This window comes from Burkholderia sp. AW49-1, assembly GCF_053427845.1.
In genome coordinates this window covers 1-18138 of sequence record NZ_JBSAXF010000052.1, presented here as the reverse complement: position 1 = coordinate 18138, position 18138 = coordinate 1, and the positions used below count along the sequence as shown (strand labels likewise).

Genomic DNA, 18138 nt, shown 5'->3' with positions numbered 1-18138 from the left:
ACCAAAAATTTGCTAGTCCGCATTATGTCAATCCAGATGGCAACACGGTGATCATGCGTTCCCGGTTCTGATTGCGGTCGCACCCGCCCACGCATGCATATCAATTACCCCCTCGCTCAACAGCATGAGCCTGCACGCAAGAACGAGCCTACTAGAAGTTGCGTGCCAATCCGACCATGAACATGTCCTGATCCTTGTCGTTGCCGGTTGCGACACGATTGAAGCGCAAGCTCGCAGCCCAATCATTCGTGACCTGATACGTCACCTGCGCGCTGAGCAAGGCATTGAGTCTCGTCTTGCTCGAGACTTCGTCGCGATCATGCGAGAGATACGGACCTACGCCTGCCGAAAGCGTCCATTTGCTCCTTATAGGCGCGACGTACCAGAGTTGCGCCGCCACACCTCTTCGACCGGCGACGCCATTATTGCCCTCGTAGACGAAGCTCGCCGAATAGGCCCACGCATTGCCGAGCGGGCGCTTGACTTCGACCATGTACCCTTTCTCGATCGGCACTTGAGGACGGTTCGTCTGCGACGTGCCGGCCCAAACGCTAACCTGCGTCTTGCCGTCCGAAAGTGCGGGACCTGGATCGCCGCCGAAATCCGAGCCGATGCCGAAGAGCACCGCGTCGGAATTGAATCCGCCAATCATCTGGACGTGGTTGTACTGGACCTTGAGGAAGAAGCGGTTGGGAACGACGTAATACCGCACCGCTGCCGACGCACGCACACCCCATCGCTTTTCGTTACGCACCTCGTTGTCGACATGCGTCGTGTCCATGCTGAAATACGGTCCCGCCGAGAATTCGAGCGCCACGCGATTGCTGACCGGCCAACGAAACGAACCCAGGGCGGCGAAGCCGTCACGGTGGTGATCCAGGGGATGCCCCTCGTTCACATACGCGAGGTAGACCGAGAGGTAGTCATTCAGGACGTCGCCGAAGCCGACTTCGTAGGCGCGCCAATGCATGTCGCCACCCTCGGTCGCGCGTCCGTCGCCATATACCGCATAGACGTTGATCTTTCTTTCAGATGGCTTGACATCGGTCGGCAAGCTCGACGGACTGTCCTCGGCGTGCACGTGGCCTGGGCCAGCCAGAATCGCTAGACCGGCGATCCAGCTTGTGAGCACGAAGCGCGAATAGATGCGACGACGAAGCGCGAATAGATGCGACGGCATTGTCCCATTTGGACACCCCTCACCCTGATAACCGCGATTTCCTGGACAAGCTGGTAACGATTATAGGCTGCCTCCGGTAACCGGTCGCCCGGGTTTACGCAACGGCCTGCGAGGAACCGATCCGAAAGACCGAGACAGTCGCCTCCAGCTGCCCTGCCTGCTCCCTCAGCGACAACGCGGCCGCCGACGCCTGTTGAACCAGCGCCGCGTTCTGCTGCGTCACCTGGTCCATTTGCGTCACCGCCTGGTTTACCTGTTCGATGCCCCTGGACTGCTCGTCGGACGCAGCGGCAATCTCGCCCATCAGCACGTGCACCCGTTGCACGGACGTCAGGATCTCCGACATCGTCCCGGTCGCGCGACCGACCTGTCGCGCACCGGTCTCGACGCGTCTCAGCGAATCCGTAATCAGTTCCTTGATCTCCCGGGACGCCGTGGCGCTGCGTTGGGCAAGCGACCGCACTTCGCCTGCGACGACCGCGAATCCGCGTCCCTGCTCGCCTGCCCGCGCCGCTTCGACGGCCGCATTCAGCGACAGGATATTGGTCTGGAATGCGATGCCTTCGATGACGGAGATGATCTCGGCGATCTTGCCGGACGCTTCCGACAGGCCGCGCATCGTGCTGACGACTTCCTGCGTCGCCTGATTGCCCTCTTCGGTCAGCAGCGCCGCGTCGTGCGCCACCTGATTCGCCTGCTTCGCGTTCTCGGCATTCTGGCGAACCGTCGAAGTCAGTTGCTCCATCGAGGCGGCCGTTTCCTCCAGCGACGCGGCCTGCTCTTCGGTCCGTTGCGACAGGTCCATGTTGCCGGCCGTGATCTCATGCGCGGCGGTTTCGATGGAGTGCGAACCTTCACGCACCACGCGAATCGTCTGCAGCAGCTTGCCTTGCATCGCCCGCAGGCCGGTCATCAGCTGCCCCATCTCGTCGGTCGAATCGACGTCGATCCGCGTCGTCAGATCGCCGCCGGCAATCGCGCTGAAATGGTCGAGTGCATGCGCAAGCGGCGCGCCGATCGCGCGCTGAAGCGACCACCACGTGAGTATCGCCGCACCGAGCGCGACCAGGATGCCGGCGATCGCGATCCCGACGAACCAGTGGAAACGAGCCTGCGCGGCATCGAACGTTAACCGCGAGGCCGTGATCTGGATGCGGCCGAGCGCGTCCATCGCGTCGGAGACGTCGATGAACAGCGACGGCGGTATGTGCCGCCAGACGTCGGGGATTTTCGCGGGATCGCGCGCGGCAATGGCGCTGAACATCGGTTCGAGGCCATTCTCGACGAGCGCGTTGAATTTCGTGTTCGCGTCGGCCGCGCGGCGCGCTTCTTCGGGGCCGGAGAGGCGAAGCGCGCGATACGCGTCCCACGCCTTTTTCGACGCGGCGAGCAGGTCACGGGATGTCGCGGTTTCCTGCGGCACGTCGGGGCTTTCCGGATCGAGCGCGATGCGATACAGCCATAGACGGGTTCTCGACAGCGCGACATTCGCCTGCCCCAGCGCCTCCGACGATGCGAGCCGGTCGGAGTAAAGCGTCTTCACATCGTCGTTGCTTATCGCCACGCCAATCACACCGATGATGCCGCCGACGACGAGCAGTAGGCCGAGAAAACCCATCGCCAGCGCCAGCCTGACGCGAATGCTGAAATTCCTGATCATGATGAGGGAAGCGTTGAGCACGAAACCGTTGCATGCGACGCATGCGTGTCCAGCCGATCGAAGGCGGCACGTGCGAGACCGATGCCTCGATAACGACCAGAGCGGCGCGTGAATTAGTGCGGAACCGACAAGGAACGTTTCCGGAAACGACGAGTTATGGACGGAATTTCGGCGTGGTATGTGAATCGCAATCATCGGCCGCGAGCAACGTGTTCAACCCCCGCGCGTCCGCCAGCCGCTCCAGCGACAGGCAAGCGTCGCTTAACGCATCGACCTGCGCAGGGGCAAGCGCGCTACCCGCCAGCGCACGAAACTTCGCCAGAAGCGCGGCGTCCGGCAACGGATTGCGCGGATCCCCGAGCGCGATCGGCACGTGACATGATTCCCGGCGCCCGTCCGCGCGATGCAGGATCACGGTCGGCTCGTCGAGATCGCCGAGCGTCGGATCGATCTCGATCGCGATGCGCGCGAGCAGCCTGGTCACGCGCGAATCGGTGCGCCTGTCGTCGCGATAAGCGTCGATTCCCGTGTCGCCGAATGCAAGCGCTGCCGCAACCGCGTACGGCAGGCTCATCTGCGAGGACGACAGCGTCGACAGGTCGCGGCCGCCGCACATCCGGGCGACGAACGCGCTCGTCCGCACGACCACCCGCTCGATTTCGCCGGCCTCGAACGTGTGACCTTTGGCAAGCTGCAGCGCCGCGTCGACCGCCGCGTGCGCGCTGCGGCAAGACGCGTGCGGCTTGATCGAGCAGCGCATCAGTTTCCAGTGCACGCCGAGGCCGTCGGTCAATGCGTCGGGCGCATGCGATTGCGCGGCGAACGTGTTGAAGAAGCCGCCCCAGACGTCGTCGAACACGCGGGCCGGGCCGCTCACGCCTTCGCGTGCCAGCAATGCCGCGAGCACGCCCCCTTCCGCCGCGCGGCCGGCATGCAGCCGCTTCGTCTGCGATCCGTCATGGATGAAGCCCCACAAGCCACCGGAGAAACTCGCCGCATGGCCGAGCGCGTCGCGCGTGCGCGCTGCGTCGAGCCCGAGCACGCGTGCGCTTGCCGCCGCGGCGCCGAACACGCCGCAACTGAGCGTCGAGTGCCAGCCGGCACCGTTGTGCGCCGAGTAGCCGCCGGCCGCTTCGAGCACGCGCCGGCCGATGTCGTAGCCGAGCACGATCGCCGCCACGCATTCCCGGCCCGTCACGGGGCGTTGCGCACGCGATAGCGCGGCAAGCACGGCCGGCAGCACGACCGCGCCCGAATGATCGCAGCCGCCGGAATCGTCGAGCTCGAGCGCGTGCGCGGCGATTCCGTTCACGAACGCCGCATCGCGTGCGCCCGCGGCCAGTCGTGTACCCCACAGCGTTGCGCCGCCACGCTCGACCGTGCCGGTCAGCGCCCGCGCACTGCTGGTCTCGACGGCGAACGTACCCGCCAGCGCCGCGCCGAACGTGTCGAGCACATGACGCTTCGCCTTCGCGACGACGTCGTCCGGCAATGCATCGGCGGCCGTCTGCGCGACGAACGCCGCGAGCCGCGTGGCGCGCGTTTGCGTCACCGTGTTCATCGTGCCGATTCGTCTGCCACGCAATGCGTGAACACGTCGACCGGATGGCCCGGCGGATTGACGGGCACCTGGGCACGCCACCAGCGCGCGATGTCGCGCCCGGTCGCGAACCATACGTCGCCCGCGTCGCGCAGATGAGCGAGCAACGCGCGCAGCAAGTCGATGCGCCCCGCGGTGCCGATGAACTCGGGATGCAGGCGCAGCACGCAGCACAGTCCGAAGCGGCGAAACCCGTCGACGTCTCGCCGCCAGTTGTCGAGTACGTCACGGTACGCCGCGATGCGCGGCTGGCCGGTCGGCACGGGCGGCGACAGGTTGAACTCGAAGTATGGCTCGTCCTCGAGCTCGTAGTGCAGCGGCAGCTCGACGAGCCGCGCCCCGTCTTCGCGGTCGTCGCCGTGCGGATGCACGTACGGCAGATCGTCTCCGCGCCACGACGACGACCACGTGAAGCCTTCCGCGACGAGCCAGTCTGCGAAGCCCTCGGCCCAGTTGCCGGTGAACGAGCGAAAACCTTCAACGTCGCGGCCGATCGTGTCCGCAAGCGCCGCGCGCCCGATGCGGCACGCGTCGATCTGCGCGGCGAGCGGCAGCGCGTCGAAGTCCTCGCAGCGATAGCCGCTCACGCCGAGTTCATGGCCGGCAGCGGCGATCTCGCGTATGGCATCCGCATGCGTTTCGGCGACGATGCCCGGGACGAACCAGCTCGCTGGCACACCGAATGCATCGAACGCATCGAGCAATCGTTCGACGCCGCGCGTCGCACCGTAACGCCACACCGACAGCGACTTCTCGCGGCCGACGATGCGCGGCTCGCGTGTCTGGATACCGTGTATGTCGTTGAAGTCGACCGTGATCGCGACCGCGCAGCGCGCGCCGTCCGGCCAGGCTGGAAGTGTCGTCACAGGCCGCTCCTTTGGGGCGATTGCGTGTCATGCGCGTGCCGAGCGAGCCACCAGTCGGCCACTTCGCGACAGCGCGCGAACCAGACGCCGTCCCGCACGCGCATGTGTTCGAACCACGCTTCGAGCAGTGCGAGGCGGCCGGGCTTGCCGCAGACCTTGGGATGCAGCAGCGTCGTCAGGCACAACCCGTCGCGGTATATGCCGTCGAATTCGCGTGTCCAGTTGTCGAGCGTTGCATCGTAGCCGGCGATCCGGTCGAGCCCGGCCGGATAGTCGGGGTTGCGGTGATACGCGAGCGACGCGTAATCATCCGTCTCCCAGCGGCCCGGAATCTCGACGAGCGGTGGCTCGCCGTCAGCGCCGGGCAGCAGATAGGGGCGATCGTCGCCCCGCATCGAACTCGAATAGCGCACGCCGGCTTCGCGCAGCACGCTCAGCGTCGCCGCGCTCCAGTCGCCGGACGGCGTGCGGAAGCCGACCGGCCGCACACCGAGCGTGCGGTAGAGCACCTCGGCCGACTGCGCCATGATCTCGCGCTGCCGTTCGGGTTCGAGCGTCCAGAACGCTTCGTGCCGGTAGCCGTGATAGCCGATCTCGTGCCCGCGCTCGACGATCGCCGCGCACTGCGCGGGCCAGGTCCGCGCGACCCACGCGGGCACGAAGAACGTCGCGGGCAGGTCGAACGACGCGAGCACGTCGAGCAGCCGGCCGAGCGCGCGCCATGGCCCGTAGCTGCCGAGCGTGAAATACGCGGGGTTGCGCCAGATCGACCCGTTCAGCATCGCGTCGCCGGTCGGGCCGTCGAGATCGAACGCGAGTGCGACGCACGCGCGCTTCGCGTCCGGCCAGCGGGGAGCCAGGTCGGTCATTGCGCGCTTCAGTGCGTGCCGTTGACCATCGCCTTCGCCACCGCGTGCTCCTGCAGCCCCCATTTCGCCAGCAGCTTGTGATACGACCCGTCCGCGATCAACTGGTTGAGCGCCGTCGTCAGCGCGCTGCTCAGCGCGGTGTTGCTCTTCGCGACGCCGATGCCCGTGTATTGCGACAGGAAGGGTTTGCCGACCGGCGCGTAGGCGTTCTGCTCGAGGCTGTTCTGGTAAGGCAGCGTCTCGCCGCCCTGCACGGCCGCGTCGATGCGGTTCTGGCGCAGTTGCATGCGCGCGTCCGACGAGCCGTCGGTGCCGACCACCACGATCGCCGGCTTGCCGGCCTTCACGCAGTTCTCCGCGCTCCACGCGGTCGTGTTGTCCGGGAACGACGTGCGCCGGCTCGACCCGACACGCTTGCCGCACAGCGCGCCCATCTGCGCGAACTCGCCCGCGCGCGTCTTCAGCACGTAGAACTGCGGCCCCGTCTCGATGTAGTCGACGAACGTCACGGCGTCGCGGCGCGTCGGCAGGTCGGTCATGCCGGACAGGATCATGTCGACGCGCTGCGTCGCGACCGCGCTCATCATCTGGTCGAAGCTCGTCTCGACCCAGTTCAGCTTCGCGCCCATCTTCGCGGCGAGCGCCTCACCGAGATCGACGTCGAAGCCCGCGAGCTTGTCGGTCGCCGGGTCCTTGTATTCGAACGGCGGATAGTTCGGCACGATCGCGACGTTCAGCGTGCGCTTGACGTTCGCGGCCTGGGCGAGCGCGAAGGAGGCATGAAGCGCGAGGGCGCCGAATGCGACAGCGGCCAGCGTGCGGGTCAGGACGGATGCTTTCATGGGGGTGTCGCCTTGTCGTGGTGGTGTAAGGGGGTACCGCAGTGCTGCGTTGCACGTCTCGTCGGCGGTGCGATCCGCTCAGGCAATCACGGCCGAGATGAAGTCGCGGGTGCGCGCATGCGTCGGTGCGGACAGCACCTGGTCGGGCGGCCCGCTCTCGACGATCCGGCCGCCGTCCATGAACACGACGCGATCGGCGACCTCGCGCGCGAAGCCGAGCTCGTGCGTGACGACGATCATCGTCATCCCGCTCTTCGCGAGATCGCGCATCACGGCCAGCACTTCGCCGACGAGCTCCGGGTCCAGCGCCGACGTCGGTTCGTCGAACAGGATCAGTTGCGGATGCATCGCGAGCGCCCGCGCGATCGCGACGCGCTGCTGCTGACCGCCCGACAGCTCGACCGGAAACGCGTCGCACTTGTGCGCAAGGCCGACGCGCGCGAGCAGCGCGCGGGCCTCCTCTTCCGCTTGCCCGCAGCGACGCTTGAGCACCTGCACTGGCCCCTCGATCACGTTTTCGAGTGCGGTCTTGTGCGGGAACAGGTTGAAGCGCTGGAACACCATGCTCGTCGCGAGTCGCTGGCGCGCGACCTGACGCTCCGACAGCTCGTGGAGCCGATTGCCCGTGCGTCGGTAACCGGCCAGCTCGCCGTTGATCCACAGCGCGCCCGCGCTGATCGTCTCGAGCTGATTGATGCAGCGCAGGAATGTGCTTTTGCCCGAGCCGGAGGGCCCGATGATGCACAGCACTTCGCCCTGCGCGACGTCTAGCGTGATGCCGTGCAGCGCCTGGAAATCGCCGTACGACTTGCGCACGTCGACCGCGCGAACGACTGCATTCGTCATGACGTTCTCCTTACGGTTGTGAGTCGCGCCGCTCATTTACGGCCCGCCGCGCGGCCCGCGCCGCGTGCGAAGCGCCGTTCGACGCGAGCCTGCGCGAACGACAGCACGATGACGACCGCGAGATACCAGATGCCTGCGACGATCAGCAGCTCGATCACGCGCGCATTGGCGTAATAAATGTTCTGCGCGTTGTGCAGCATCTCCGCGTACTGCACGACGCTCGCGAGCGACGTGAGCTTGACCATGCCGATCAGCTCGTTGCCGATCGGCGGCACGATCACGCGCATCGCCTGCGGCAGGATGATCCGGCGCAGTGCCTGCAGGCGCGCCATGCCGATCGATTTCGCGGCCTCGTACTGGCCGGTGTCGACCGACAGCAGCCCCGCTCGCACGACTTCCGACGTATACGCGCCCTGGTTGATGCCGAGCCCGAGCACCGCCGCGAGGAACGGCGTCATCACGTCGACGGTCCGGAACTCGGCGACTCCCGGAATGCCGAGCGCCGGAAACACCAGCGCGAGGTTGAACCACAGCAGCAGCTGGAGGATCACCGGCGTGCCGCGGAACAGCCAGATGTAACCCTGCGCGATCGCGCCGAGCACCGGGTTCGACGACAGCCGCATCACCGCGGTGACGACACCGAGCACGATGCCGAGCGTCATCGCGAGGACGGTCATCACGATCGTGTTGCCGAGGCCGGTGAGAATCGACCGCGCGGTCAGGAACTGGCCGACGACGCGCCATTCGATCTGCCCGCGCGCGAACGCGAGCGCCACATAGGCGAGCGCGGCAATGATCGCGATCGACGCGACATAGCGGCCCCAGTAGCGCCGGCGCACGCGCACGAGTGCGGCGGTGTCGTCCGCGGCAACGGCCGCGGCCGGTGCGCCGTCGAGACGGTGGGAATCGGATGCGCTCAGCATGACGGCCCCCGGTAGTCGGCCACCCACGCGGCCTGGCGTTCGATCGCGATGCTCAGGCGGCCGATCTGCTCGCGCACGCGCGCGGGCGACGTGCCGCCGGCGCCGCCGCGCGCGGCGACGGCCGCGTCAAGCGTCAGATGCGCGCGCACCGCCGGCGCGAGGCGCGGGTCGACGGCCTGCAGTTGCTCCGTGCTGGCATCCGCGAGCTCGATGCCGTCGCGTTCGCAAGCGCGCACGAGCGCGCCGGTGATCTCGTGCGCCTCGCTGAACGGTACGCCCGACAGCGCCAGCCAGTCGGCGACCTCGGTCGCGAGCGTGAAGCCGAGCGGTGCCTGGCGGCGCATCTCGTCGACGTTCACGCGCATCGTGCGGATCATCCCCGCCATCGCCGGCAGCACGAGTTCGAGCGTGTCGATCGAATCGAACGCGGCGATCTTGTCTTCCGCGAGATCGCGGTTGTATGCGAGCGGCAGCGACTTGAGAGTCGCGAGCAGGCCCGTCAGGTTGCCGATCAGGCGCCCCGCCTTGCCGCGCGTGAGCTCCGCGATGTCCGGGTTCTTCTTCTGCGGCATGATCGAGCTGCCCGTCGCGTAGCCGTCGTCGAGTTCCACCCAGCGGAATTGCCGCGACGTCCACAGGATCACTTCTTCCGACAGGCGAGACAGATCCACGGCCAGCATGCTGGTGACGAACGCGAATTCGGCGACGTGATCGCGCGCGGCCACCGCGTCGATCGAGTTCTCGCACGGTGCGTCGTAACCGAGCTCCTGCGCGGAAAGATCGGGCCGCACGCAGATCGCCGAGCCGGCCAGCGCGGCCGCGCCGAGGGGCGAGCGTGCGGTGCGGCGGTCCCAGTCGACCAGGCGGTCGGCATCGCGATACAGCGACTGCGCATGCGCGAGCAGCTGATGACCGAACACGATCGGCTGCGCGGGCTGCAGATGGGTGAAGCCCGCTGTGACCGTGTCGATGTGCCGGCTCGCCTGCCCGACCAGCGCATCCTGCAGGTCGAGCACGCCGCGCACGAGCTGGCGCGCCTTGTCGCGCAGATACAGGCGCAGGTCGTTCGCCGCCTGGTCGTTGCGCGAGCGCCCCGCACGCAGCTTGCCGCCGAGCGCCGGCAGCCGCTGCGTGAGCACGCGTTCGAGGAAGGTGTGCACATCCTCGTCGGCGAGCGACGGCGCGATCGCGCCGGCCGTGTAGTCGCGCGCGATGCCGTCCATCGCGGCCAGCAGCTGCGCGAGCTCGTCGTCGTTCACGATACCGGCGCGGTTCAACTCGCGTGCATGCGCGCGGGAGCCAGCCAGGTCGTACGGGACGAGTCGGTAGAAACTCGGATCGGAGCGCGACAGGTTCTGCAGCGCGTCGGACGGTTTCGACTGGAAGCGACCGCCCCACAGGCGCTCGATCGGTTCGGTAAGGCTCATTGCGGTCGACCTCGTCTCGGTTGGAGTGCCACCACTGTAGGCATTCAATTTTTTTTGTTGTAGCGAGAAATTGAATCCGCTTAAATGAAATTTTTCTCAGCACCGTCGCCGCCGACACCCTGCCGATGCGCAACCGCCTCCCCCCGTTGAACCCGCTTCGCGCGTTCGAGGCAGCCGCCCGGCGCGGCAGCGTGTCGGCCGCCGCCGACGAACTGCACGTCACCGCGAGCGCGGTGAGCCACCAGATCCGGATTCTCGAGAGCACACTCGGCGTCGCCTTATTCGTCAGATCAAAGGCGCGCGTGAAGCTGACACCTGAAGGCGAAGCGCTGCTCGAGCCGGTCGGCACCGCGTTCGACATCATCGCGAACGCCACCGTCCGGCTCGATTCGCCGGCCGCCGTCGGCGATCTCGTCGTGTCGACGCCGTTGTCGCTGACGTCGCGCTGGCTCGCCCGGCACATCGGCGATTTTCTCGAGCGCTATCCGGGCATCCATCTGAAGGTGATTCCGTCGAACGACGAGCGCGAGATCTATTCGCCGGATGTCGACGTCTGCATCCGTTACGGGGAAGGCAACTGGCGCAACCGGCACGTCGAGCTGCTCGAGCATCCGGCGCTGTTTCCGGTCGTGAGCCCCGCGCTGATGAACGGGCGCGATGCGATCCGCAAGGTGCAGGATCTCGCGGGGCGCACGCTGTTCTGCGAGCACGCGGGCTCGTGGATGCGCTGGCTGGCCGAAGCGAAGGCCGACCGGCTGCCGGGCATCCGCATCCTCGAGATCGGCAACGCGCACATCGGCGTCGAAGCCGCGGTGCACGGCCAGGGCGTCGCGCTCGGCGACAGCCTGTCGGTGCGCGACGACCTGATCGACGGCACGCTCGTGCGGCCGTTCAGCGAAACGGTGCCGTCACGTCATGCGTACTATCTCGTCACGCGTCAAGAGCTGACCGAGACGCCGCTCGTGACCGCGTTCACGGCGTGGCTGCGCGCGCGCCTCGCGTGATGCCCGCTGGACATCAGGCAACGAGACTCGCGAAGTCGTCCCACGCCATGACGATGTTTTGCGAACGCCAGATCGGCCCGGCATCGACGTACTCGCCCGCGATCCGGCCGTTCAACGCCGCGTAAAACGCGATCGCGGCTGCGTTTCCCTTGACGACACTCAGCGCGGCGCCCGGATACTGCAACGCTTGCAGATGCGTTGCGAGCTGCGCAAGCAGCATGCGGCCGATGCCGCGACGCTTGAAGTCGGGATCGACGTACAGGAACTTGATTTCGCCACGGCCGCCGAAAATCGGCTCCGACGGCGCGCCGGCTGCTCCGATGCCGACGATCGTGCCATCGGTTTGCGCCACGAGCACCAACTGGTCGCGCTCGTTCGACGCCAGCTTCTCCCGCCATTTCCCGCCGCGATAATGCTCGTCGAGGACGGCATGCGCTTGCGCCGGTGCGAGATCGCGATAGGTGTGCCGCCAGACCTTGACGTGAAAATCGGCGATCGCCTGCGCATCGTCGAGATTGGCGGACCTGATGGATATTCCGGACATGGAGGACTCTCTCGGGCGGCTCGGCGCGCGCGGGCGCGGCGCACACGCCGGATTGTCGGCGATCCGGGCGACGATGTCAGCACCGCGCAGGCATGGCCGATCAGCGCGCGACGGCTTCCGTGTGCCGGACGCTGCCGAGAAACCGCGTCAACTCCACCGTCTGTGGCCGCTCGAAGATGTCTTCGGCCGTCCCGCTCTCCCACACCCTGCCCTGGTGCATGAAGACGATCCTGTCGCTCACCGCACGCGCGAAGTTCATCTCGTGCGTGACCATGATCAGCGTCATGTGCTCGCGGGCGAGTTGCTCGACGACGCCCAGTACCTCGCCGACGAGCTCGGGATCGAGCGCGGACGTGATTTCGTCGCACAGCAGCACGCTCGGCTTCATCGCGAGTGCACGCGCGATCGCGACGCGCTGCTGCTGGCCGCCCGACAACTGCTCCGGGAACGCGTCGAACTTGTCGCCGAGGCCGACGCGTTCGAGCATCAGCTCCGCGATCGCGCGCGCCTGCTGGCGATGCGTGTTCTTCACGACCGACTGCGCGAGCATCACGTTTTGACCGGCGCTCAGATGCGGAAACAGGTTGTACTGCTGGAACACCATCCCGACCTTGAGCCGCAGCGCACGCAGGTCCGCGTGCCGCGCATCGACGCGTTCGCCATCGACCGTGATCGTGCCGGCATCGATGCTCTCGAGCCCGTTGAGCGTGCGCAGCAGCGTGCTCTTGCCCGAACCGCTGCGGCCGATGATCGATACGACCTGCCCGCGCTCGACGGAAAAATCGATGCCCTTGAGCACATGATGGGTGTCGAAGTTCTTTTCGAGACCACGGGTTTCAACGAGCGGCATGCCATCTCCTTTGCAACGTGCGCGCATAACGGGTGAGCGGATAACAGAGCGCGAAATAGATCAGCGCGACGAGGCCGTACACGACGAACGGGCGGAACGTTGCGTTCGAGATCGCGATGCCGACCTTCGTCAGCTCGGTGAAGCCGATGATCGATACCAATGCCGTGTCCTTCACGGCCTGCACGCCGAAGCCGACCGTCGGCGCGATCGCGATGCGGGCGGCCTGCGGGAGGATCACGTGACGCAACTGCTCGACGTAGCTCATGGCCAGGCTCGCCGACGCCTCCCACTGCCCTTTCGGCACGGCCTCGACGCAGCCGCGCCAGATTTCCGCGAGATACGCGCTGGTGAAGAACGTGAGCCCTGCCGTGGCCGCGACCCACGGCGGCACGTCGAGTCCGACGAGCGGCAGGCCGAAGAACACGATGAACAGTTGCATCAGCAACGGCGTGCCCTGAAACACTTCGATGTACAGCTTCGCGATGCCGCGCAGCACCGTCGAATTCGACACGCGCATCACGAGCAGCCCGAGGCCGACGAGGCCGCCGGACACGAACGACACGATCGACAGCACGATCGTCCAGCGCGCGGCCAGCAGCAGGTTCGCGAGAATCTGCCCGAACGTGAAATCGGTCATCGCGCACCTCGCACGCGACGGGAGAACAGGCGGCGCCCCATCGTGCCGAGCGCGCCACGCAGCAGCAGCGCCATCGCCAGATAAGCGAGCGTGATGACGAAATACGTCTCGAAAGCGCGGAAGTTGCGCGACTGGATGTAGCCCGCCGCATAGGTCAGATCGGCCACCGAGATCTGCGACACGACTGCCGAACCGAGCATCGTGATTACGATCTGGCTCGAGAGCGCGGGAAACACCTTGGCGAGCGCCTGCGGCAGCACGACGTGACGCAGCATCTGCGCGCGCGACATCGCAAGCGCGGATGCTGCCTCCAGATGCCCGTTCGGGACGGCGGCGACGCCCGCGCGCACGATCTCGACCGAGTATGCGCCGAGATTGAGCGTCATCGCGAGAATCGCGGCCGTGTATTCGTCGATGTGCACGCCAAGCGCGGGCAATCCGAAGAAGATGAAGAACAGCTGGACGACGAACGGCGTATTGCGGATCGCCTCGACGTACGCGCCGATCAGTGGACGCAGCCGCACGGCCGCGGGCGCGTCGGCGCTGTACGCGGCCGCGCCGAGCACGCCGATCGCCACGCCGAGCACGGTCGCGACCGCGGTCAGCGCAAGCGTGATCGCCGCGCCGCTCGCGAACACGCCGGCGTATTCGGCGAGCTCGCCGAATTGAAGCTGATAGCTCATGACGATTGAATGAATTCGGATTCGGACAACGACACCCGCCGCGCCAGCGGCGCCGGCCGCGGCGATATATCAGGCGACACGGCGATCCGTCACAGGCCGGCCGGCAACGGCTGGCCGAGCCACTTCTTCGACATCGCGCCCAGCGTGCCGTCCTGCTTCGCGTGCGCGATCGCATCGTCGATCTTCGCAAGCAGGCGCGGTTCGTTCTTGTTGACGCCGACGAAGCACGGCGAATTCTTGATCACGAACTTGACCTCGGGCCGACGCGGCGGATTCTTCGCGAGAATCGCCGCCGCGACGATGTTGCCGGCGGCGATCAGTTGCACTTGCCCCGACAGGAACGCCTGGATCGTCGCGTTGTTGTCCTCGAAGCGCTTGATCGTCGCATTCGGCGCGAGTTGCGACAGCGCGATCTCCTCGAGCGCGCCGCGCGTGGCGCCAACCGTCTTGCCGGTCAGGTCGGCGGGCGCGCCCACCTTCACGTCCGCGGGCCCGAACACGCCCTGGAAATACGGCGCGTACGCGGTCGAGAAGTCGATGACCTTCTCGCGCTCCGGCGTCTTGCCGAGCGACGAGATCACCATGTCGACCTTGTTGGTCGTCAGGTACGGAATCCGGTTCGCGCTGTTCACGGGCACCAATTTCAGCTTCACGCCCAGTGATTTGGCGAGCAACTCGGCCATGTCGATGTCGTAGCCTTGCGGCTGCATGTCCGTGCCGACCGAGCCGAACGGCGGATAGTCTTCAGGCACCGCGACGCGCAGCGCGTCGTTTTTCGCGATGGTGTCGAGCGCGTCGGCATGCGCCGGTGCGGCAGCGAACAGCGCCATCACGGGAGCTGCGATCAGCGCAGCCAGCCAGGTGCGTCGGGGGAACGGTCGAGTCGTCGGGCTCACGGTGAATCTTCCTTGTCTGGTATGTCGTCGGGCAGCGCGCAACCGTTGCGCGGCCGGACCACTCCAGCAAAAACCAGGCCATTGACGTGAAACGCTTGCCGCACTGGGGAGAGGCGGAAATTCCGGCGAATCGGATTCCTCATTTTGGTGCATGAATCGGCGCCGGCGGCGGCGATTGCCCCCGCAGTGCGCGCCGGCGCACCAAATTAACTGACCGGTTCACCGGGGGGATTCGGACGGCGGCGTATTGGACGCGCGCCGGTTTTTGTTCATCGATCCGGTAAGCACGGGAATGGGGTGTCATGGCCGATGCCCATATGCGCGGATTCGAACCGGCCCAGTCGAAATTTGCATTCCGTTTGTGAGCGGAATTACGGCTGAATACGTTCTCGACGTACCGTGCGGTTCGCGATGATCGGCAAACCGCAGTCAGGACGGGGGAGCACGATTTCGGGACCTGGTCCTCCGGTACCGGTGGCCCCGGTCGTCTCGCGATCGGGATGATTCCAATCACATCCGTGCGCGAGGATACAGTCATGGCATCCATTCCCGAACCGTCGGCAACCGGCGAAACCGACAAACGCAGCTGGCTCGAATCGCACGAAGCCGGTTATCACAAGACCCTCGGCAATCGACAGGTGCAGATGATCGCGATCGGTGGGGCAATCGGCACGGGCCTGTTTCTGGGGGCCGGCGCCCGGCTGCAGGCTGCCGGACCGGCGCTCGCGATCGTCTATCTGGTGTGCGGCGCGTTCTCGTTCCTGATCCTGCGCGCGCTCGGCGAACTCGTGATGCATCGCCCCAGCAGTGGCAGCTTCGTGTCGTACGCACGCGAATTCCTGGGCGAGAAGGCACCGTTCGTCGCAGGCTGGATGTACTTCCTGAACTGGGCGATGACAGGCATCGTCGACATCACCGCCGTCGCGCTCTACATGCATTACTGGGCGCCGTTCGCGGGCGTGCCGCAGTGGATTTTCGCGCTCGTCGCGCTCTGCATCGTCGCGACGATGAACCTGATCGGCGTGAAGTGGTTCGCCGAGATGGAGTTCTGGTTCGCGCTGATCAAGGTAGCCGCGATCGTGTTGTTTCTCGCGATCGGTTCGGTAATCCTCGGCACGGGCGTGCCGGTCGCCGGCCATGACACCGGCATGCATCTGATCACCGACAACGGCGGGCTCTTTCCGCACGGACTGATGCCCGCGCTGGTGCTGGTGCAGGGCGTGGTGTTCGCGTTCGCGGGTGTCGAACTGGTCGGCACGGCCGCCGGCGAGTGCAAGGACGCGCGCAAGGTGCTGCCTCGCGCGATCAACAACGTGATCTGGCGAATCGCGATCTTCTACGTCGCGTCGGTCGTTCTGCTGGTCTGCTTGCTGCCGTGGAGCGCGTACGAGGCGGGCCAAAGCCCGTTCGTCACGTTCTTCGGCGCGCTCGGCGTGCCGGGCATCGGTTCGATGATGAACCTGGTGGTGCTGACGGCGGCGCTGTCGAGCCTCAACTCGGGCCTCTATTCGACCGGGCGCGTATTGCGTTCGCTGTCGATGGGCGGCTCGGCACCCGCGTTCCTTTCGCGAATGAGCGCGCAATCCGTGCCGTACACGGGCATTCTCGTGACGGTCGCAATCTACGTCGTTGGCGTGCTGCTCAATTATCTCGTGCCGTCGAGCGTGTTTGAGATCGTGCTGAACATCGCGTCGCTCGGCATCATCAGCACGTGGGGCTTCATCGTCGTGTGCCAGATGAAGTTTCGTGCCGCGGTGAGACGCGGCGAGGTGGAAGACGTGTCGTTCAGGATGCCGGGCGCGCCCGTCACATCGTGGCTCACGCTGCTGTTCCTGCTCGGTGTGCTGGTCCTGATGGCATTCGACTACCCGAACGGGACGTGGACGATCGCGTCGATCCCGCTGGTCGCACTGCTGCTCGTGGTCGGCTGGAAGTGGCTGAGCAGCCGCGCGCGCCGCGCGTTGCTCAAGCCGACGATTCCGTCGGTCACGCTCACGCAGAACGTGCTCGAGCAGGGGAACGACTGAAACCGCGCGCAACCAGGGGGCGGTATCCGGCTTGACGAAAGCCGCCGCCCCCGAGGATCAGGTGATCTGGCGGCGGCGTATCAGGCTGGCTCGTTATGCACGCTCCGTCGCGCGATCCGTGTCCGTTGCAGGCCGATTCGCGGCGCTCATCGCCTGTTCAAGCAGGGCCTTCGCGGCGTGCCATGCCCGCCCGGCGGATGCGGAATCGTTGAACGCCCGCGCGTCGACCGTCGCGCCATCCAGCAGCATCATGTAGACGCCGGCCAGCCGTTGTGCCGTCTCGGGCAATACGAGCGGCGCGAGCAATTCGGCGATCCATTCGACCATTTTGCGGCGGTAGCGGATCGCGACGTCGGAGATCGGCGCGTACGCGGTTCCGAATTCGGCCAACGCGCGCTCGAACAGGCAGCCGGCAAACTCCGGCGTATTGAACCAGGCTTCGTACCAGTCGAAGATCGTCTTGACCCGCTCGACCGGATCGTGAACGTCCCGCAGTTGCGCGTCGATGCTGCCGATGATCAGGTCATAGCGCTGAACCAGCACTTCGCGAATGAGTTCGTCCTTGCTCGGGAAATGCCGATAGAGCGTCATTCGCGCAACGCCGGAATCGTCGATGATCCAGTCGACACCGACCGGATGAAAACCATGCCGGGAGAACAGTTCGGTGGCTTTGTCTACCACCTGCTGGCGTTTATTGGCTCTCACGACCGTGCGCTCCTCCTCGAGGTTTCATGCCATGTAGACGGATTATTCTAGCATCGCCAAATCAAGTGCCGTGGGCCGCTCGGGCCTGTCATATAGGGGGCGGTTACGCTACGGTCGGCCCGAAATTCGGACGTGCAAGTCGCCTTGACTATTAGATAGACCGATATGTATCATTTGATCCGAGAAAATAAGGAATCGGTATTTTCCGCTACCGGAAACCGAAGCATCGGCTGGACCTTCTCCGCCGGATAGCGCGGGATCGGCACGGCGGCGGAATCGAGCAAAGGCCGTGGGTGGCGCGATTCGCCTGCCCTGCCTTTGTCGGCGTCAGGCGTTGCAGTGATGTGGCAAGCCGAAAAGAGAACCTGAGAGAGCCTTGGCGGTGCGCTGGCGTGGGTGAAGGTGTGTTCACCGGGCCGCGCGCAAGCCGGGTGCGCGCTCGCGGGGGTGAGATAGCGCGAAGCAGTGCGGCGCAAATAAAACGTGGGGAAAGTAAAAATGGTTCGCCGTTTACTGGCACCGGGGCTGCTGTTGCTGTTGGCCGCGTGCGCGCAGGATCCGTCCGTCACCGGGAACACA

The 18138-nt window shown here is 65.9% G+C and carries 17 protein-coding genes and 1 pseudogene; 3 read left to right on the top strand and 15 right to left on the bottom strand.

What is annotated here, in order from left to right:
* Positions 1 to 151: 151 nt before the first annotated feature.
* The 9 genes from ACV22W_RS32605 to argH all read right to left on the bottom strand — a co-directional run bounded on the left by ACV22W_RS32605 (position 152) and on the right by argH (position 10213).
* On the bottom strand, positions 152 to 1180 hold the full coding sequence (locus ACV22W_RS32605) for a hypothetical protein (protein WP_448023610.1): 1029 nt from the start codon (positions 1178 to 1180) through the stop codon (positions 152 to 154).
* A gap of 94 nt (positions 1181 to 1274) precedes the next feature.
* Complete coding sequence (locus ACV22W_RS32600; RefSeq protein ID WP_448023608.1) at positions 1275 to 2840, bottom strand: methyl-accepting chemotaxis protein; 1566 nt, start codon at positions 2838 to 2840, stop codon at positions 1275 to 1277.
* A gap of 154 nt (positions 2841 to 2994) precedes the next feature.
* Positions 2995 to 4401, bottom strand: coding sequence for an MmgE/PrpD family protein (locus ACV22W_RS32595; protein ID WP_448023606.1), 1407 nt, complete (start codon positions 4399 to 4401; stop codon positions 2995 to 2997).
* Positions 4398 to 5306, bottom strand: a complete 909-nt coding sequence (locus ACV22W_RS32590) for a polysaccharide deacetylase family protein (RefSeq protein WP_448023604.1) — start codon at positions 5304 to 5306, stop codon at positions 4398 to 4400. Before ACV22W_RS32590 ends, ACV22W_RS32595 begins: the two co-directional genes overlap by 4 nt.
* Complete coding sequence (locus ACV22W_RS32585; RefSeq protein WP_448023602.1) at positions 5303 to 6175, bottom strand: polysaccharide deacetylase family protein; 873 nt, start codon at positions 6173 to 6175, stop codon at positions 5303 to 5305. The genes ACV22W_RS32590 and ACV22W_RS32585 overlap by 4 nt, the downstream gene beginning before the upstream one ends.
* Before the next feature lie 8 nt (positions 6176 to 6183).
* Positions 6184 to 7017 (bottom strand): ABC transporter substrate-binding protein, encoded by an 834-nt coding sequence (locus ACV22W_RS32580; protein WP_448023601.1) that lies wholly within the window; start codon positions 7015 to 7017, stop codon positions 6184 to 6186.
* Positions 7018 to 7095: 78 nt separating this feature from the next.
* Positions 7096 to 7863: an amino acid ABC transporter ATP-binding protein gene (locus tag ACV22W_RS32575; RefSeq protein WP_448023600.1), complete on the bottom strand. Its 768-nt coding sequence runs from the start codon at positions 7861 to 7863 to the stop codon at positions 7096 to 7098.
* 32 nt (positions 7864 to 7895) lie between these two features.
* A complete protein-coding gene (locus ACV22W_RS32570; protein ID WP_448023599.1) occupies positions 7896 to 8786 on the bottom strand; it encodes an amino acid ABC transporter permease in 891 nt (296 codons plus the stop codon).
* The gene (gene argH, locus ACV22W_RS32565) at positions 8780 to 10213 is read right to left on the bottom strand and encodes an argininosuccinate lyase (protein ID WP_448023597.1); all 1434 of its coding nucleotides are present in this window, start codon (positions 10211 to 10213) and stop codon (positions 8780 to 8782) included. The genes ACV22W_RS32570 and argH overlap by 7 nt, the downstream gene beginning before the upstream one ends.
* Before the next feature lie 125 nt (positions 10214 to 10338).
* Here argH and ACV22W_RS32560 point away from each other — a divergent pair, with 125 nt between their 5' ends.
* Positions 10339 to 11217, top strand: coding sequence for a LysR substrate-binding domain-containing protein (locus ACV22W_RS32560; RefSeq protein WP_448023595.1), 879 nt, complete (start codon positions 10339 to 10341; stop codon positions 11215 to 11217).
* Between the two features lie 13 nt (positions 11218 to 11230).
* Here the strand turns inward: ACV22W_RS32560 and ACV22W_RS32555 are convergent, their stop codons facing one another.
* The 5 genes from ACV22W_RS32555 to ACV22W_RS32535 all read right to left on the bottom strand — a co-directional run bounded on the left by ACV22W_RS32555 (position 11231) and on the right by ACV22W_RS32535 (position 14827).
* Complete coding sequence (locus ACV22W_RS32555) at positions 11231 to 11761, bottom strand: N-acetyltransferase family protein (protein WP_448023593.1); 531 nt, start codon at positions 11759 to 11761, stop codon at positions 11231 to 11233.
* A 100-nt stretch (positions 11762 to 11861) separates the two neighbouring features.
* Positions 11862 to 12611: an amino acid ABC transporter ATP-binding protein gene (locus ACV22W_RS32550; RefSeq protein WP_448023591.1), complete on the bottom strand. Its 750-nt coding sequence runs from the start codon at positions 12609 to 12611 to the stop codon at positions 11862 to 11864.
* Positions 12598 to 13248, bottom strand: a complete 651-nt coding sequence (locus ACV22W_RS32545; protein ID WP_448023590.1) for an amino acid ABC transporter permease — start codon at positions 13246 to 13248, stop codon at positions 12598 to 12600. Before ACV22W_RS32545 ends, ACV22W_RS32550 begins: the two co-directional genes overlap by 14 nt.
* Complete coding sequence (locus ACV22W_RS32540; RefSeq protein ID WP_059536410.1) at positions 13245 to 13931, bottom strand: amino acid ABC transporter permease; 687 nt, start codon at positions 13929 to 13931, stop codon at positions 13245 to 13247. Before ACV22W_RS32540 ends, ACV22W_RS32545 begins: the two co-directional genes overlap by 4 nt.
* 89 nt (positions 13932 to 14020) lie before the next feature.
* Positions 14021 to 14827 (bottom strand): transporter substrate-binding domain-containing protein, encoded by an 807-nt coding sequence (locus tag ACV22W_RS32535; RefSeq protein ID WP_448023588.1) that lies wholly within the window; start codon positions 14825 to 14827, stop codon positions 14021 to 14023.
* Between the two features lie 536 nt (positions 14828 to 15363).
* Between ACV22W_RS32535 and ansP the strand changes: the two genes are divergently transcribed.
* The gene (ansP, locus tag ACV22W_RS32530) at positions 15364 to 16854 is read left to right on the top strand and encodes an L-asparagine permease (RefSeq protein WP_448023586.1); all 1491 of its coding nucleotides are present in this window, start codon (positions 15364 to 15366) and stop codon (positions 16852 to 16854) included.
* 93 nt (positions 16855 to 16947) lie between these two features.
* Here the strand turns inward: ansP and ACV22W_RS32525 are convergent, their stop codons facing one another.
* On the bottom strand, positions 16948 to 17559 hold the full coding sequence (locus ACV22W_RS32525; RefSeq protein WP_448023584.1) for a TetR/AcrR family transcriptional regulator: 612 nt from the start codon (positions 17557 to 17559) through the stop codon (positions 16948 to 16950).
* Positions 17560 to 18057: 498 nt separating this feature from the next.
* Here ACV22W_RS32525 and ACV22W_RS32520 point away from each other — a divergent pair.
* Positions 18058 to 18138: pseudogene (locus tag ACV22W_RS32520) on the top strand (sel1 repeat family protein); the annotation flags it as partial.

Bases quoted from the DNA above. Each gene is read 5' to 3' on its own strand.
- ACV22W_RS32605 (WP_448023610.1), bottom strand. From the start codon at position 1,180: ATGCCGTCGCATCTATTCGCGCTTCGTCGTCGCATCTATTCGCGCTTC.
- ACV22W_RS32600 (WP_448023608.1), bottom strand. From the start codon at position 2,840: ATGATCAGGAATTTCAGCATTCGCGTCAGGCTGGCGCTGGCGATGGGT.
- ACV22W_RS32595 (WP_448023606.1), bottom strand. From the start codon at position 4,401: ATGAACACGGTGACGCAAACGCGCGCCACGCGGCTCGCGGCGTTCGTC.
- ACV22W_RS32585 (WP_448023602.1), bottom strand. From the start codon at position 6,175: ATGACCGACCTGGCTCCCCGCTGGCCGGACGCGAAGCGCGCGTGCGTC.
- ACV22W_RS32580 (WP_448023601.1), bottom strand. From the start codon at position 7,017: ATGAAAGCATCCGTCCTGACCCGCACGCTGGCCGCTGTCGCATTCGGC.
- ACV22W_RS32575 (WP_448023600.1), bottom strand. From the start codon at position 7,863: ATGACGAATGCAGTCGTTCGCGCGGTCGACGTGCGCAAGTCGTACGGC.
- ACV22W_RS32570 (WP_448023599.1), bottom strand. From the start codon at position 8,786: ATGCTGAGCGCATCCGATTCCCACCGTCTCGACGGCGCACCGGCCGCG.
- argH (WP_448023597.1), bottom strand. From the start codon at position 10,213: ATGAGCCTTACCGAACCGATCGAGCGCCTGTGGGGCGGTCGCTTCCAG.
- ACV22W_RS32560 (WP_448023595.1), top strand. From the start codon at position 10,339: ATGCGCAACCGCCTCCCCCCGTTGAACCCGCTTCGCGCGTTCGAGGCA.
- ACV22W_RS32555 (WP_448023593.1), bottom strand. From the start codon at position 11,761: ATGTCCGGAATATCCATCAGGTCCGCCAATCTCGACGATGCGCAGGCG.
- ACV22W_RS32550 (WP_448023591.1), bottom strand. From the start codon at position 12,611: ATGCCGCTCGTTGAAACCCGTGGTCTCGAAAAGAACTTCGACACCCAT.
- ACV22W_RS32545 (WP_448023590.1), bottom strand. From the start codon at position 13,248: ATGACCGATTTCACGTTCGGGCAGATTCTCGCGAACCTGCTGCTGGCC.
- ACV22W_RS32540 (WP_059536410.1), bottom strand. From the start codon at position 13,931: ATGAGCTATCAGCTTCAATTCGGCGAGCTCGCCGAATACGCCGGCGTG.
- ansP (WP_448023586.1), top strand. From the start codon at position 15,364: ATGGCATCCATTCCCGAACCGTCGGCAACCGGCGAAACCGACAAACGC.